14 protein-coding genes are annotated in these 15,520 nt (G+C 43.0%); all 14 read left to right on the top strand.

All coding sequences use genetic code 11. The annotated features are described in order from the left end of the window. Positions 1-34 precede the first annotated feature (34 nt). The 14 genes from purB to NSQ71_RS16575 all read left to right on the top strand — a co-directional run bounded on the left by purB (position 35) and on the right by NSQ71_RS16575 (position 15,506). Complete coding sequence (gene purB / locus NSQ71_RS16640; protein ID WP_340734267.1) at positions 35-1,333, top strand: adenylosuccinate lyase; 1,299 nt, start codon at positions 35-37, stop codon at positions 1,331-1,333. A gap of 89 nt (positions 1,334-1,422) precedes the next feature. Then, on the top strand, positions 1,423-2,154 hold the full coding sequence (purC, locus tag NSQ71_RS16635) for a phosphoribosylaminoimidazolesuccinocarboxamide synthase (RefSeq protein WP_063388827.1): 732 nt from the start codon (positions 1,423-1,425) through the stop codon (positions 2,152-2,154). After that, complete coding sequence (purS, locus tag NSQ71_RS16630; protein WP_063388826.1) at positions 2,142-2,396, top strand: phosphoribosylformylglycinamidine synthase subunit PurS; 255 nt, start codon at positions 2,142-2,144, stop codon at positions 2,394-2,396. Before purC ends, purS begins: the two co-directional genes overlap by 13 nt. Beyond that, positions 2,393-3,076 carry a phosphoribosylformylglycinamidine synthase subunit PurQ gene (purQ, locus tag NSQ71_RS16625; protein ID WP_063388825.1) on the top strand — a complete coding sequence of 228 codons (684 nt, stop codon included), beginning with the start codon at positions 2,393-2,395 and terminating at the stop codon, positions 3,074-3,076. Before purS ends, purQ begins: the two co-directional genes overlap by 4 nt. Continuing rightward, positions 3,060-5,276: a phosphoribosylformylglycinamidine synthase subunit PurL gene (purL, locus tag NSQ71_RS16620; RefSeq protein WP_063388824.1), complete on the top strand. Its 2,217-nt coding sequence runs from the start codon at positions 3,060-3,062 to the stop codon at positions 5,274-5,276. The genes purQ and purL overlap by 17 nt, the downstream gene beginning before the upstream one ends. Further along, entirely contained in the window at positions 5,261-6,670 is a 1,410-nt protein-coding gene (gene purF, locus NSQ71_RS16615) for an amidophosphoribosyltransferase (RefSeq protein WP_339210489.1), read from the top strand. Before purL ends, purF begins: the two co-directional genes overlap by 16 nt. 26 nt (positions 6,671-6,696) lie before the next feature. After that, positions 6,697-7,737 (top strand): phosphoribosylformylglycinamidine cyclo-ligase, encoded by a 1,041-nt coding sequence (purM, locus tag NSQ71_RS16610; protein ID WP_339210487.1) that lies wholly within the window; start codon positions 6,697-6,699, stop codon positions 7,735-7,737. Beyond that, positions 7,734-8,315 carry a phosphoribosylglycinamide formyltransferase gene (gene purN, locus NSQ71_RS16605; protein WP_066252087.1) on the top strand — a complete coding sequence of 194 codons (582 nt, stop codon included), beginning with the start codon at positions 7,734-7,736 and terminating at the stop codon, positions 8,313-8,315. The genes purM and purN overlap by 4 nt, the downstream gene beginning before the upstream one ends. Further along, positions 8,312-9,850: a bifunctional phosphoribosylaminoimidazolecarboxamide formyltransferase/IMP cyclohydrolase gene (gene purH, locus NSQ71_RS16600; protein WP_339210485.1), complete on the top strand. Its 1,539-nt coding sequence runs from the start codon at positions 8,312-8,314 to the stop codon at positions 9,848-9,850. Before purN ends, purH begins: the two co-directional genes overlap by 4 nt. An 18-nt stretch (positions 9,851-9,868) precedes the next feature. After that, positions 9,869-11,119 carry a phosphoribosylamine--glycine ligase gene (gene purD, locus NSQ71_RS16595; protein WP_117017208.1) on the top strand — a complete coding sequence of 417 codons (1,251 nt, stop codon included), beginning with the start codon at positions 9,869-9,871 and terminating at the stop codon, positions 11,117-11,119. A 372-nt stretch (positions 11,120-11,491) separates the two neighbouring features. Beyond that, a complete protein-coding gene (locus NSQ71_RS16590) occupies positions 11,492-13,231 on the top strand; it encodes an adenine deaminase C-terminal domain-containing protein (RefSeq protein WP_339210483.1) in 1,740 nt (579 codons plus the stop codon). 37 nt (positions 13,232-13,268) lie between these two features. Next, a complete protein-coding gene (locus tag NSQ71_RS16585; RefSeq protein ID WP_339210481.1) occupies positions 13,269-14,306 on the top strand; it encodes a DUF3048 domain-containing protein in 1,038 nt (345 codons plus the stop codon). A gap of 3 nt (positions 14,307-14,309) precedes the next feature. After that, complete coding sequence (locus NSQ71_RS16580; RefSeq protein ID WP_063388817.1) at positions 14,310-14,615, top strand: YerC/YecD family TrpR-related protein; 306 nt, start codon at positions 14,310-14,312, stop codon at positions 14,613-14,615. A gap of 204 nt (positions 14,616-14,819) precedes the next feature. After that, positions 14,820-15,506, top strand: coding sequence for a heptaprenylglyceryl phosphate synthase (locus tag NSQ71_RS16575; RefSeq protein WP_339210479.1), 687 nt, complete (start codon positions 14,820-14,822; stop codon positions 15,504-15,506). The last annotated feature ends 14 nt before the right edge of the window (positions 15,507-15,520 follow it).

The raw sequence follows: 15,520 nt of genomic DNA, 5'->3' as shown, positions 1-15,520 counted from the left end.
AACAAGACGGAGAGATCAATAGGAGGTTGCAGGAATGATTGAACGATACACACGTCCTGAAATGGGTGCGATTTGGACGGAAGAAAACCGCTTTAAAGCTTGGCTTGAAGTGGAGATTTTAGCATGTGAAGCGTGGGCGGAGCTTGGTGTGATCCCGAAGGAAGATGTAAAAAAACTGCGTGAACGTGCTTCATTTGATGTGAACCGAATTAAGCAAATTGAAGAGGAAACAAGGCACGACGTAGTGGCGTTTACCCGTGCTGTATCAGAAACGCTTGGCGACGAACGAAAATGGGTGCATTACGGATTGACCTCCACTGATGTCGTGGATACCGCTTTATCTTATTTGCTAAAGCAAGCGAACGAAATTTTACAAAAAGACTTGGAAAATTTCATCGCTATTTTAAGAGATAAAGCGTTGGAGCATAAATACACCGTCATGATGGGGCGTACGCACGGGGTGCATGCAGAACCGACAACGTTTGGTTTGAAATTGGCGCTATGGTATGAAGAAATGAAGCGAAATCTAGAGCGGTTTAAACGCGCAAGAGAAGAGATTGAAGTCGGCAAAATTTCCGGAGCAGTCGGCACTTATGCCAACATCGATCCGTTTGTGGAGCAGTATGTGTGTGAAAAACTCGGTTTAAAGCCGGCGCCGATTTCGACGCAAACATTGCAGCGTGATCGACATGCCGAGTACATGGCTACGCTTGCTTTAATTGCTACATCGATTGAAAAGTTTGCAGTTGAGATTCGCGGCTTGCAAAAGAGCGAAACCCGCGAGGTGGAAGAGTTTTTTGCCAAAGGACAGAAAGGTTCATCTGCGATGCCGCATAAGCGCAATCCGATCGGATCGGAAAACATGACAGGAATGGCAAGGGTCATTCGCGGAATGATGCTGACGGCTTACGAAAATGTTCCATTGTGGCATGAGCGCGACATCTCTCATTCTTCGGCAGAGCGCATCATTTTGCCAGATGCTACGATCGCGTTGAACTACATGTTAAATCGATTTGGCAATATTGTGAAAAACTTGACGGTCTTCCCGGAAAATATGAAGCGCAATATGGAGAAAACGCTGGGATTGATCTACTCACAGCGGGTTTTGCTTGCGCTAATCAATAAAGGTATGACACGTGAAGAAGCATACGATTTAGTTCAGCCGAAAGCGATGGAAGCGTGGGAGCGCCAAGTTCCGTTTAGAGAGCTGATCGAAGCGGAAAAACAAATTACAACAGAGCTTTCGAAAGAAGAAATCGATGACTGCTTCGATTACAATTACCATTTGAAAAATGTGGATTACATTTTTAAACGCTGCGGGTTAGAACAATAGATGTCCAAATGGGGCTCGGCAAATCGAAAAACTGCCCTGCCCCTTGACATAAAATGAAAGGCCAATATTCCGCATTAGGAGGCATGATCATGACCGTTCAAAAGGGCTCATTGCTGTACGAAGGAAAAGCGAAAAAAATTTATGAAACAGACGATCCCAACATTTTTCTTGTTTATTATAAAGATTCCGCTACCGCGTTTAATGGGGAGAAAAAAGCTGAGATTGTAGGCAAAGGACAGCTAAACAATGAAATTTCAAGTTTGCTGTTTGAAAAGTTAAATGAACACGGCATTCCGACCCATTTTGTTCAAAAAATTTCGTCAAATGAACAGCTTGTCAAACGGGTGACAATCATTCCGATTGAAGTAGTTGTACGTAATATTGTGGCAGGAAGCTTGTCCAAAAGATTGGGCATTGCCGAAGGAACTGAGATTAAAAAGCCGATCATTGAGTTCTACTATAAAAATGATGACCTGGGAGACCCTTTAATTAACAGTTTCCATATTGAACTACTAGAGCTTGCGGATAAAGAGCAGCTGGATGAAATAAAAACATTAGCTTTCAAAGTAAACGATATTTTATTGAAGCATTTTCATGAAAGAAACGTGAGACTAGTAGATTTTAAGCTTGAATTTGGCTTGCTAAACGACGGAACGCTTGTTGTTGCAGATGAAATTTCCCCTGATACGTGCCGACTTTGGGACAAACATACAAATGAAAAGCTTGATAAAGATGTGTTCCGCCGGGATATCGGCAATTTGACGGATGCTTATAAAGAAATTTTAAAACGTTTAGGAGGTACAGTTCCATGTACAGAGTAAAAGTATATGTTACATTGCGTGAAAGTGTGCTTGATCCTCAAGGAAATGCGGTGAAAAATGCTTTACATTCAATGAATTTCAACGAAGTGGAAGATGTTCGGATCGGGAAGTACATGGAGCTAGCAATCGGAAAAACGGATCGAAATGTCGAAGAGATTGTCGACGAAATGTGTAAAAAGCTTTTAGCAAATCCTGTGATTGAAGACTACCGTTATGAAATAGAGGAGGTAGCCGTCAAGTGAAATTTGCCGTGATCGTTTTTCCGGGTTCCAATTGTGACGTTGACATGTACCATGCCATTAAAGACGAACTGGGAGAGGAAGTCGAATACGTTTGGCATGACGCTCAAGATTTAAGTGGCTTCGATGGCATTCTCCTTCCTGGCGGCTTCTCATACGGCGATTATTTGCGCAGCGGAGCCATTGCCCGTTTTGCCAATGTTATGAAGGAAGTTGTGAAAGCTGCAGATGAAGGGAAGCCTGTACTTGGCGTTTGCAATGGGTTTCAGATTTTGCTTGAGGCTGGTCTTCTTCCGGGTGCCATGAGACGGAACGAGAAGCTGAAATTTATTTGCCGCCCTGTGAAATTAAAGGTGGAAAACAACGAAACGATGTTTTCGAACAAATATGATAAGGGCGAGATTATCACCATTCCGATCGCACATGGGGAAGGAAATTATTATTGTGATGAAAAAACTCTTGAAGAGTTAATCGCAAACAAGCAAATTGTTTTTACGTATCAAGATAATCCGAACGGAAGCTTAAATAACATTGCAGGCATCGTAAATAAACGCGGCAATGTCCTTGGAATGATGCCGCATCCGGAACGGGCAGTCAGCGAACTTTTAGGAAATACAGACGGGTTGAAATTGTTTCAATCGATTGTAAGAAGTTGGAGGGAAGCTCATGTCACAAATTCTTGAACCAAGTCCAGAAATGATAAAAAACGACAAAATTTATAAGCAAATGGGAGTTAGTGATGAGGAGTTTGCCCTCATTGAAAAAATATTAGGACGATTGCCGAATTACACGGAAATTGGAATTTTTTCTGTTATGTGGTCAGAGCATTGCAGCTACAAAAATTCAAAACCAGTATTAAAAAAGTTTCCAACAAAAGGAGAACGTGTGCTGCAAGGACCTGGTGAAGGAGCAGGGATTGTTGATATCGGCGACAATCAAGCCGTCGTCTTTAAAATAGAAAGCCATAACCACCCTTCTGCAATCGAACCGTATCAAGGTGCAGCAACAGGAGTCGGAGGCATTATTCGCGATGTTTTCTCGATGGGAGCCAGACCAATCGCTCTCCTTAACTCTCTTCGCTTTGGGGAACTTACAAGCCCGCGTGTCAAATATTTGTTTGAAGAAGTTGTCGCTGGCATTGCCGGATACGGTAACTGTATCGGAATTCCAACCGTTGGAGGAGAAGTGCAGTTTGACGCTTCCTATGAAGGAAATCCGCTGGTCAATGCGATGTGTGTCGGACTCATAAACCATGAAGATATCAAAAAAGGGCAAGCAACTGGTGTCGGCAATACAGTGATGTACGTCGGAGCCAAAACCGGAAGAGACGGCATTCACGGAGCTACATTTGCTTCCGAAGAATTGTCGGAAGCTTCCGAAGAAAAGCGTCCGGCTGTTCAAGTTGGAGATCCTTTCATGGAAAAACTGCTTTTGGAAGCTTGCCTTGAAGTAATCAAATCTGATGCACTTGTCGGCATTCAAGATATGGGAGCAGCGGGGCTTACAAGCTCATCGGCAGAAATGGCGAGCAAGGCGGGCTCAGGAATTGAAATGAACTTGGATCTTGTTCCTCAGCGGGAAGCAGGAATGACTCCTTATGAGATGATGTTATCCGAATCGCAAGAAAGAATGCTTCTCGTAATTAAAAAAGGGCGGGAGCAGGAAATCATTGATCTGTTTAAAAAATATGATCTGGAGGCTGCACCGATTGGGAAAGTTACAGATGACAAGATGCTGCGCCTTATTCATAAAGGAGAAATCGTTGCGGAAATTCCTGTTGATGCGCTTGCGGAAGATGCGCCTGTTTACTATAAACCGTCTAAAGAACCAGAATATTATCGCCAGTTTCAAAGCATGCCGCCCTATGTTCCAAAAGTTGACGATTACAAAGAAACGCTTCTTGCATTGCTGAAACAGCCAACGATAGCCAGCAAGGAGTGGGTATATGACCAATACGATTATATGGTGCGGACGAACACTGTCGTGGCGCCCGGTTCTGATGCGGCTGTCCTAAGAATCAGAGGGACGAAAAAAGCTTTGGCGATGACAACCGATTGCAACTCACGCTATTTATATTTAGATCCAGAAGTCGGCGGAAAAATTGCAGTTAGTGAAGCAGCAAGAAACATCGTATGTTCAGGAGCGGTGCCGCTCGCTATTACAGACTGTTTAAACTTCGGCAGTCCGGAAAAACCGGAGATTTTTTGGCAGCTTGAAAAAGCGGTGGACGGCATGAGCGAAGCGTGCTTAGCTTTAAATACACCTGTCATTGGCGGAAATGTTTCCTTGTACAATGAAACGAACGGAACAGCTATTTATCCAACTCCGGTTGTCGGGATGGTCGGACTTATTGAAGATACAGATCATATTACAACGCAATCATTTAAAGAGGCGGGCAGCATCGTTTATTTGCTCGGTGAGACAAAACCAGAATTTTCTGGAAGTGAATTGCAAAAAATGCTTGAAGGCAAGATCTTTGGCAAAGCGCCGGAAATTGACTTGGAAGAAGAGAAGCAACGTTTAGATCAGCTGTTAGCTGCCATTCGAGAAGGGCTTGTCCAGTCGGCTCATGACGTTGCCGAAGGAGGCCTGGCCGTTGCGCTAAGTGAATGCTTAATCGGAACGGGTCTTGGAGCGGAAATAACGATCAACGGTGATGCATTGGCAGGGCTGTTCAGCGAATCCCAGTCCCGCATCGTCGTTTCCGTAAAACCGGAAAACAAAGAGGCGTTTGAAAAGATTGTTCAAGCTGAAGCTATCGGAACGGTCACAAACAGCGGAATTCTTAAAATTGTCAACGGCAATGGAGAAACATTGATTCAAGCATCAGTGGAAGAGTTAGAACAAGCTTGGAAAGGAGCTATCCCATGCTTGCTGAAATAAAGGGGCTAAATGAAGAATGCGGTGTATTCGGCATATGGGGTCATAGGGACGCTGCTCAAATCACTTATTACGGTCTGCACAGCCTTCAGCATCGCGGACAAGAGGGGGCAGGGATTGTCGTAACAGACGGCGAAAAACTGACAGGGTTTAAAGGGGAAGGACTTGTTACAGAAGTGTTTGCCAATGGGGTAGACAACTTAAAAGGAACAGGAGCTATTGGCCATGTTCGCTATGCGACGGCTGGAGGAGGCGGTTATGAAAACGTCCAGCCGTTCCTTTTTCGATCGGAGCAAGGCGGTCTCGCATTAGCTCACAACGGAAATTTAGTGAATGCTTCCGGATTGAAGCATCAGCTTGAAAATCAAGGAAGCATCTTTCAAACAACGTCAGATACAGAAGTTCTTGCTCATTTAATTAAAAGAAGCGGCTATTTAGAGCTAAAAGATAAAGTGAAAAACGCGCTTACGATGATTAAAGGGGCATACGCCTTTTTAATCATGACGGAAACAGAGATGATGATTGCCCTTGATCCGAACGGACTCCGTCCTTTATCTATCGGACGTCTCGGTGATGCATATGTTGTCGCTTCGGAAACCTGCGCTTTTGATGCTGTTGGAGCTCAGCTAGAAAGGGACGTTGAGCCTGGCGAGCTTATCATCATCAATGGTGAAGGACTGAAAAGCGAACGTTTTTCCAAAACGATTAACCGTGCGATTTGTACGATGGAATACGTTTATTTTTCACGCCCTGACAGCAATGTGGAAGGAATAAATGTTCATACTGCAAGAAAAAATCTTGGCAAACGGCTTGCGATAGAAGCGCCTGTAGAGGCGGACGTAGTGACTGGAGTTCCGGATTCCAGCATATCTGCGGCGATCGGCTATGCCGAGGCATCCGGTATACCGTACGAGCTCGGTTTAATTAAAAACCGATATGTCGGCCGTACGTTTATTCAGCCGTCCCAATCATTGCGAGAGCAAGGAGTGAAAATGAAGCTTTCCCCTGTCCGCGGGGTAGTGGAAGGCAAACGGGTTGTCATGGTGGATGACTCAATCGTAAGAGGAACGACATCGAAGCGTATTGTCAAGATGCTGCGGGAAGCAGGGGCAACGGAAGTGCATGTCCGCATCAGTTCACCGCCGATTGCCAACCCTTGCTATTACGGTATTGACACCTCCACTCATGAGGAGCTGATCGCTTCTTCTCATACTGTAGAAGAAATTCGCAGCATCATTGGCGCCGATAGTCTTGCTTTCTTAAGCACAGAAGGGATGCTGGATGCGATCGGAAGGAAATATGAAGGTGAATTTCGCGGGCAATGTATGGCATGTTTTACAGGAAAATATCCGACAGACATTTATGAAGATACGATTCTTCCTCATGAGAAAGGCTAATATGACAGACCGAAGGAGGATAATTCATGTCCAAAGCGTATAGAGAAGCAGGTGTGGACATTCATGCGGGCTATGAAGCAGTTCGCCGCATGAAAAAGCATGTGGAAAAAACGAAGCGTCCCGGTGTTTTAGGAGGGATCGGCAGTTTTGGCGGAATGTTTGATCTGGCAAGCTTAGGATATAAGGAGCCGGTGCTTGTTTCTGGAACAGACGGAGTGGGAACGAAGCTGAAGCTTGCCTTTATGGCGGATAAACACGATACGATTGGAATAGACGCTGTGGCTATGTGTGTAAACGACATTTTGGCACAAGGTGCGGAGCCGCTTTTTTTCCTGGACTATTTGGGGCTCGGGAAAGCAGACCCTGAAAAAATTGAAAAAATTGTTAAAGGTGTTGCCGATGGCTGCCTGCAGGCGGGTTGTGCGCTCATCGGTGGAGAAACAGCGGAAATGCCCGGCGTATATGATGAAGATGAATACGACATTGCCGGCTTTGCTGTCGGTGTTGTCGAGAAAGAAAACATTGTCACAGGCGAACGGATCAAGCCTGGGCACTTTCTCATCGGCCTTTCATCAAACGGCATCCATTCAAACGGTTATTCACTCGTTCGCAAAGTGCTTTTGGAAGAAAATAAGCTTGATTTACATGAAATATACGAGCCTCTAACCGAAACGCTCGGAGAAGAATTGCTAAAGCCGACAAAAATTTATGTTTCTTCTGTCCTGCCGCTTGTGAAAGCATATAAAGTTGACGGCATGGCCCATATTACCGGAGGAGGGTTTATTGAAAACATCCCGAGAATGCTTCCGGAAGGGCTTGGAGCAGAAATCGATTTCGGTTCATGGCCGATTCATCCGATTTTTACCTTTATTCAACAGCAAGGAAATATCGATTTGTCTGAAATGTTTGAAGTGTTCAATATGGGAATCGGCTTTGTTCTGGCGGTCGAAGAAGATGTTGTTCAGCAGTGCCTCAATAAGCTTGAAAAGCTGGGAGAAAAGGCTTTTCTCATCGGCCGGGTAAAAGAAGGAAGCGGAATTCGGCTGAAAGGAGGGCCTTTTTCATGAAGCGGATCGCGGTGTTTGCATCCGGGAGCGGCTCTAATTTCCAAGCGATTGTAGACCATGTAAAGAGCGGGAAGCTAAAAGCAAATGTGATGCTTTTAGTCTGTGATAAACCCGGTGCTAAAGTAGTGGAGCGGGCAGAAAAGGAGCAGATTCCTGCTTTTGTTTTTGATCCGAAGCAATATGAGTCGAAGGAACAGTTTGAAGAAGATATTTTACAGCAATTGAGGCACTATCAAGTGGACTTTATCGTGCTGGCCGGCTACATGCGTTTAATCGGCCACACTCTTCTTGACGCTTTTGCGGGGAGAATTGTGAATATACATCCTTCCTTGCTTCCTGCATTTCCGGGAAAACATGCAATTGAACAAGCGCTCCGTGCCGGCGTAAAAATTACGGGTGTCACCATCCATTATGTTGATGAAGGAATGGATACAGGCCCGATCATCGCTCAGCGTGCGGTTGAAATCAGCGAAGATGATGATGCTAATACACTTGCAGAGAAAATCCATAAAATCGAGCATTCATTTTATCCTGAAACAATAGGAAAAATTTTAGAAAAATTAGAGGTGAAAGCATGACAATCAGACGGGCAATTGTCAGTGTATCTAATAAAGCAAACATCATTCCGTTTGTGCAAGAGCTTGTCAATCTTGGGATCGAAGTAATCTCCACTGGCGGAACGAAAAAGCTTCTTGAGGAAAATGGAATAGATGTCATTGGAATTCAGGAAGTAACCGGTTTTCCGGAAATTATGGACGGAAGAGTTAAAACGCTGCATCCTGTTATTCACGGGGGGCTGCTAGCGGTTCGCAGCAATGATATCCATATGAAGCAGATGGAGGAAAACGGTATTCAACCGATTGACTTAGTCGTTGTGAATTTATATCCGTTTAAAGAGACAATTGCCAAAGATGGCGTGACTTTTGAGGAAGCGATCGAGAACATTGACATCGGCGGGCCGACGATGCTTCGGGCTGCTGCAAAAAATCACCAAGATGTAGTGGTTGTCGTTGATCCTGAAGATTATCCCGTCATTTTAGCCGAACTGAAAGAGAACGGAGAAGTAAGCATAGAAACAAAACGGAAGTTGGCTGCCAAAGTATTCCGTCATACTGCTGCATACGATGCACTGATTGCGGAATATTTAACAGAGCAGGCAGGAGAAGAAGAGCCTGAATCGATTACTGTGACATTTGAAAGGAAGCAATCCCTTCGTTATGGGGAAAATCCTCACCAACAGGCAACGTTCTATAAAAAGCCGATCACGCCTCCATCATCTATTGCCGAAGCCATCCAGCTCCATGGAAAGGAATTGTCGTATAACAACATTAAAGATGCGGATGCGGCACTTAGCATTGTCAAAGAATTTGATGGACCGGCAGCGGTCGCTGTTAAGCATATGAATCCGTGCGGCGTCGGCGCAGGTGAAACCATTTTTGAAGCTTATAATCGGGCATATGAGGCGGACCCGACTTCAATTTTCGGCGGCATTGTTGCACTGAATCGTGAAGTTGATCAGAAAACGGCTGAAAAAATGAGCGAAATTTTTTTAGAAATTATCATTGCCCCTTCGTTTAGCCAAGAAGCTCTTGAAATATTAACGAAAAAGAAAAATATTCGATTGTTAACGATCGACTTTTCGAAAAAATTCCAACCGGAGAAGCAGCTGACATCTGTTTACGGCGGCCTTCTTGTTCAAGATCAAGATATTTATACGCTCGATGACGCGAACATTTCAATCCCAACAAAAAGACAGCCGACTGAACAAGAATGGAAGGACTTAAAGCTTGGCTGGAAAGTCGTGAAGCACGTCAAGTCAAATGCGATTGTTTTGGCAAAAGATGAAATGACCGTTGGTGTTGGTGCAGGCCAAATGAACCGGGTTGGTGCTGCAAAAATTGCGATTGCACAGGCTGGCGAGAAAGCGAAAGGCAGTGCACTTGCATCAGATGCGTTCTTCCCAATGCCTGACACCGTTGAAGAAGCAGCGAAAGCAGGGGTTACAGCAATCATACAACCAGGCGGATCCATTCGCGATGAAGATTCGATAAAAAAAGCGGATGAATACGGAATTGCAATGGTCTTTACTGGAGTCCGTCATTTCAAACATTAAGAAAGGGGATGACTGATGATGAAAGTACTTGTTATTGGAAAAGGGGGCCGTGAGCATGCGATCGCTTGGAAGGCGGCCAAAAGCCCTCTCGTTGAAAAAGTGTATGTCGCGCCTGGCAATGATGGTATGAAAGACGTTGCAATAAGAGTTCCGATTTCAGAAGAACAAACAGACGAATTGATCCAATTTGCCAAAACAAACAACATTGATTTAACCATTGTTGGTCCTGAAATTCCTTTAATGAACGGTATTGTCAACGAATTTGAAGACGCTGGATTAACTGTATTCGGACCGAGGAAAGAAGCGGCAATTATTGAAGGAAGCAAATCATTTGCAAAAAATTTAATGAAAAAATATAACATTCCGACTGCCAATTATGAAACGTTCTCTGATTTTGCCAAAGCGAAGCAATATGTAGAAGAAAAAGGCGCCCCGATTGTGATTAAAGCGGATGGGCTTGCGGCGGGAAAAGGTGTCGTTGTTGCGATGACAAATGAAGAAGCAATTGACACGCTGTCCGGCTATTTAAAGGAAAATAAGCTGGGAGAAGCAGGAAAATCCGTTGTAATTGAAGAATTTTTGACAGGTGAAGAGTTTTCCCTTATGGCTTTCGTAAACGGAGAAAACATTTACCCGATGGTGATTGCGCAGGATCATAAGCGGGCCTTTGACGGAGACAAAGGACCGAATACAGGTGGAATGGGGGCTTATTCTCCTGTCCCGCAAATTTCTGATGATGTTGTTCATGAGTCTGTAGAGAAAATTTTAAAGCCGGTAGCGAAAGCTTTGAAAAATGAAGGAGCGGCATTTACCGGTATTCTTTATGCCGGCCTCATGCTGACAAAAGACGGCCCGAAGGTGATTGAATTCAATGCGCGTTTTGGAGATCCAGAAACACAGGTAGTTCTTCCTCGACTAAAATCAGACCTTATCGATGTGATGTTGAAAGTGTTAAAAGGAGAACCGGTTGAACTTGAATGGACAGATCAAGCGGTGTTGGGAGTCGTTGTGGCGGCGGAAGGCTATCCGGGCAGCTATAAGAAAGGAACACCGATCGGTTTGTTAAAGGTTGGTGCGGATGCCCTTTTATTCCATGCCGGAACAAAAGAGGAAGGCGGCCAATTTGTAACAGACGGGGGTCGTGTATACCTTGTGGCGTCATTTGGAGATAATTTAAAAAATGCGCAAGAAAAAGTGTACAAGCAATTAAAAGAGCTTGAGACGGAAGGTTTGTTTTATCGTAAAGACATCGGCTATCGCGCATTATAACGAATTTGGCTTTCAATATTCCGAACCGATGAATACTAATAAATAAAAGACATATCTACCACATATTTTATAAACCTTTCCAATGGGACAGGAGGATGTTCCTGTCCTTTTCATTTTATAAAGGAATGTAATCGGCATTTTTGACATAGCTTCTTCTTAAACAACTTCCTATTTTGACCGCTCATTATTAAAAATAAACCAGCGTTTCTTCTATTAGGAAACGATCAATCAAGAAAGCCTCTGCACCGTTATCCCAAGTTCAAAATTTTGTAAGAAACTTTAGTGCTTTAATATTTTTCATATGTTAATATATAAAGTAACAGAGTCACTATTTTGAGTAATTACTTTTAATTGAGGAGGACTGAGCAGATCATGCGATCTGGTGCTTTTTGGAAAGCCCATGAAATTCGTGAACATATAGATGTCGTTTCAAATAGATTAGCACCAACCTTGTGGTTGAAAAATGCAGTATTTTTACATCCATATTTAAACCAGTGGGTGAAGTCAAATATTTGGATTTATAAAGACCGCATTATTTATGTCGGCAATGAAGAGCCGGAAAAAACAGCAAATACGGAAATATTTGATTGCAAAGGACTTTATTTAGTTCCTGGCTATATTGAACCGCACGCCCATCCGTTTCAATTATATAATCCTCATTCGCTTGCACAACATGTATCGCAAACGGGAACTACAACACTAATATGCGATAACCTATTTTTGCTATTACAATTCCCAAAAAAGAAAGCGTTTTCTTTTGTTGAAGATATGCAATCTTCTCCAGTTCAGTTTTTTTGGTGGGCCCGCTATGACTTACAAACGGAATGCAGAGAAGAAGATCAACTCATTCCGCCAGATGTCGTGAAACAATGGATCGAGCATCCAGCCGTTATTCAAGGAGGAGAATTGACAGGCTGGCCAAAGCTTCTTTTAGGGGATGACTTGTTTTTACACTGGATTCATGAGACAAAAAAGGTCGGGAAGCGTGTAGAAGGCCATTTTCCAGGGGCTTCTCGAAAAACATTGACAAAAATGAAATTATTTGGTGTCGATTCCGATCACGAATCTATTAGCGGAGAAGAAGTATATAATCGATTGTTATGCGGATACAGCGTGCCGCTCCGCTATTCTTCAATACGGCCGGATTTGCCGAAATTGTTGGAAGAGCTGCTTGCATTTGGAGTTAATCGTTTTGACGAAATGTTTTTTACAACGGATGGTTCAACGCCTGCTTTTTATGAAAATGGAATGATTAATCAGACCATTCAAATAGCGCTGGAGGCCGGAATTCCAGAGTTTGAGGCTTATAAAATGGCAACGTACAATGTTGCTAGATATTATATGCTTGATTCAAAATTGGGAGTAATCGGTCCTGGCAGGTTAGCCTCCATAAATTTTCTGGAAGCGAAAAATAACCCGAACCCAGTGGCTGTTTTGGCGAAAGGGAAATGGATTCATAAGGACGGTCAGGTGTTTGATCATTTCCCTCAAGCAGACTGGAACAAATATGAAGTTGCACCGCTTGAACTTGATTGGGATTTGACAATGGATGATCTTCAATTTTCTATGCCGATGGGATTAAAAATGAGAAACACGGTTATTATTGAGCCGTATTCCATCACTATTGACAACTTCGTTGATGAACTTCCGCTAGATCATGACGAAAGCTTCCTCGCTGTCATCGATAAAAAAGGGAAATGGCGGATCAATACAATGTTAAAAGGCTTCGCAAAGGGGATAAAAGGCTTTGCAAGCACTTATTCAACGACTGGAGATGTGGTGTTGATAGGGAAAAACAAACAAGATATGATGCATGCATTTTCCAGATTGAAAGAAATCGGCGGTGGAATAGTATTAACGGAAAATGGCCAAGTGATTTATGAAATGCCTCTTAACATTAACGGCGCTGCGTCATCGAAAGAATTTAAAGAGGTCATTAAGGAAGAAAATGGTTTGGTCCAGATTATGAGAGAAAAGGGCTATAAATTTTTAGACCCGATTCACAGCCTGCTCTTTTTATCTTCCACACATTTACCATATATTCGGATTACACAGGAAGGAATTTATGATGTTATGAAAAAAACAATACTCTTTCCGACAATAATACGTTAAAATATAAAAGGGATAAATTAGTTAAGGTTGTGAATGAATGAAAAGGACATTGATTTTATTTACGATGCTTTTCTTTGTCTTTATAACAGCTTGCACGAATGAAAAAGAAAAAGAGAAAACAAATGACGAACCGTCATCATCTGAAAATCAGCCAATTGAAAAAGAAACAGCCGTAAGCCCTTTGACAGGAAATGCTGCGACCGGAAATATTGACAGCCGCCCAATTGCTGTCACGATTAACAACCATCCGAAAGCGAGGCCTCAATCAGGATTAAATAAAGCGGATATTGTTTACGAGGCTTTAGCTGAAGGCACGATCACGCGCTTTTTAGCCATTTATCAAAGCGAGAAGCCAAAAATTATCGGTCCAGTCAGAAGTGCGCGGGAATATTTTGTCGATTTGAGTAAAGGGTATGAAGCAATTTATATCAGTCACGGCTGGAGTCCCACTGCTAAAGAAATGCTGGAGTCAGAGCATCTAGACTATTTAAACGGTCTGTTTTATGATGGTACGCTGTTTTGGCGGGATTCAACCCGGAAAGCTCCTCATAACTCGTATATTTCTTTTGAAAATGTCGTAAAAGGAGCAAAAGAAAACGGGTATTCAATGACAAAGGAAGTTGCCCCGCTGCCTTTTCTTTCAGATGAAGAAATAAACGGCATTTCTGGAGAAGAAATGTTAGAAGCCGTTGTTTCTTATGGTTCTAAACCGGAATGGCGCATTAAATATGCTTTCGATCAGCAGCTAGGCCGCTATAAGCGGTATTCCGGGGACGAACTGACAGTCGATCGGGAAACGGAAGAACCTGTTCTTTTAGACAACATTTTTATTGTCCAAATGGATCATCGTTTCCTTGATGATTACGGCCGCAGAACGATTGATTTAAACTCTGGGGGCGAAGGGATTCTTTTGCAAAAAGGTATGATGAAAAGGGTCGATTGGAAAAATGTGAACGGACGCATCCTTCCTTATGAAAATGAAGAACAAGTAAAATTAGTTCCCGGCCATACTTGGATCAATATCGTGCCAGATTTGGATCAGGCTTTTCAAAATTTAGCTGAGAAAGGAGAATGATGCATGCAAATTGACAAGCTGCGGGGGAGAGAGTTAGACCAATTGTTCCGGGCTATCCTTTCTTTAAGAGATTTGGAGGAATGCTACCGTTTTTTTGATGATCTTTGCACCGTCAATGAAATCCAATCGCTTGCCCAACGGTTTGAAGTTGCAAGAATGCTACAGGAAGGCTATACGTATCATAAAATTGAAACAGAAACAGGTGCATCGACAGCGACTATCTCCCGGGTAAAACGGTGCTTGAATTACGGAAATGATGCTTATGCAATGGCGCTTGAAAGAATTAAAGATGACAACGCTTCGTCATAAATTGGGCTGCTGGATGAAATCAGCAGCTCTTTTTTAGTTTAGAACTTTTAAAACTCTGAAAGGCTTCTTCAATTTAGCTTGAAAATCCCCTCCCATTAAAAAAACTCTTTCTAAACATCTACAGACTTTCATTGATTCCCCATTTTTTTGTCCTATTATAATTTGATATAATAATGAAATGGTATATGAAATGGAGGATTATGTATGTATGATGTGAACGAGTGGAGACATGTGTTTAAGCTCGATCCGAATAAAACCATTTCCGATGAACAGCTTGAAAAAATTTGCGAATCGAAAACGGACGCTGTTATCATTGGAGGAAGCGACAATGTAACGGAAGATAATGTTCTTTCTTTGCTTTCGCGGGTGCGGCGTTTTCTCGTTCCATGCGTGCTGGAAGTATCGAACTTAGAAGCAATTGTTCCTGGATTTGATTTGTATTTTATTCCGACGGTTTTAAACAGCCGAAATACTACATGGATTACGGAGCTGCATCACCAAGCAATGAAAGAGTTTGGTGACATTATGAACTGGAATGATATTTTAATGGAAGGTTATTGCATTTTAAATGGAGAGTGCAAAGCCGCAAAATTGACCGAAGCAAAGACGGAGCTTAATGTGGATGATATTAAAGCGTATGCGAGAATGGCGGAAAACATGTTTCATCTTCCGCTCTTTTATTTAGAATATAGCGGAACGTACGGCAATGTTGAAGCAGTAAAAGCAGCGAAATCGGTTTTAACGAATACTAGGCTTATTTATGGGGGCGGCATTCAAAATGCTGCGCAAGCAAAAGAAATGGCCGAGCACGCTGACATCATCGTTGTCGGGAATGCCATTTATGAAAATTTACAATCAGCGCTTGAAACTGTCCGCGCTGTTAAAGGGTAAAGAAAGTGAAAATG

The organism is Aeribacillus sp. FSL M8-0235, assembly GCF_038000355.1.
Lineage (GTDB): Bacteria > Bacillota > Bacilli > Bacillales > Aeribacillaceae > Aeribacillus > Aeribacillus composti.
The sequence above is the reverse complement of the archived record's forward strand: the minus strand, read 5'-3'. Positions and strand labels throughout refer to the sequence as shown.

Bases quoted from the DNA above. Each gene is read 5' to 3' on its own strand.
- purB (WP_340734267.1), top strand. From the start codon at position 35: ATGATTGAACGATACACACGTCCTGAAATGGGTGCGATTTGGACGGAA.
- purC (WP_063388827.1), top strand. From the start codon at position 1,423: ATGACCGTTCAAAAGGGCTCATTGCTGTACGAAGGAAAAGCGAAAAAA.
- purS (WP_063388826.1), top strand. From the start codon at position 2,142: ATGTACAGAGTAAAAGTATATGTTACATTGCGTGAAAGTGTGCTTGAT.
- purL (WP_063388824.1), top strand. From the start codon at position 3,060: ATGTCACAAATTCTTGAACCAAGTCCAGAAATGATAAAAAACGACAAA.
- purF (WP_339210489.1), top strand. From the start codon at position 5,261: ATGCTTGCTGAAATAAAGGGGCTAAATGAAGAATGCGGTGTATTCGGC.
- purM (WP_339210487.1), top strand. From the start codon at position 6,697: ATGTCCAAAGCGTATAGAGAAGCAGGTGTGGACATTCATGCGGGCTAT.
- purN (WP_066252087.1), top strand. From the start codon at position 7,734: ATGAAGCGGATCGCGGTGTTTGCATCCGGGAGCGGCTCTAATTTCCAA.
- purH (WP_339210485.1), top strand. From the start codon at position 8,312: ATGACAATCAGACGGGCAATTGTCAGTGTATCTAATAAAGCAAACATC.
- purD (WP_117017208.1), top strand. From the start codon at position 9,869: ATGAAAGTACTTGTTATTGGAAAAGGGGGCCGTGAGCATGCGATCGCT.
- NSQ71_RS16590 (WP_339210483.1), top strand. From the start codon at position 11,492: ATGCGATCTGGTGCTTTTTGGAAAGCCCATGAAATTCGTGAACATATA.
- NSQ71_RS16585 (WP_339210481.1), top strand. From the start codon at position 13,269: ATGAAAAGGACATTGATTTTATTTACGATGCTTTTCTTTGTCTTTATA.
- NSQ71_RS16580 (WP_063388817.1), top strand. From the start codon at position 14,310: ATGCAAATTGACAAGCTGCGGGGGAGAGAGTTAGACCAATTGTTCCGG.
- NSQ71_RS16575 (WP_339210479.1), top strand. From the start codon at position 14,820: ATGTATGATGTGAACGAGTGGAGACATGTGTTTAAGCTCGATCCGAAT.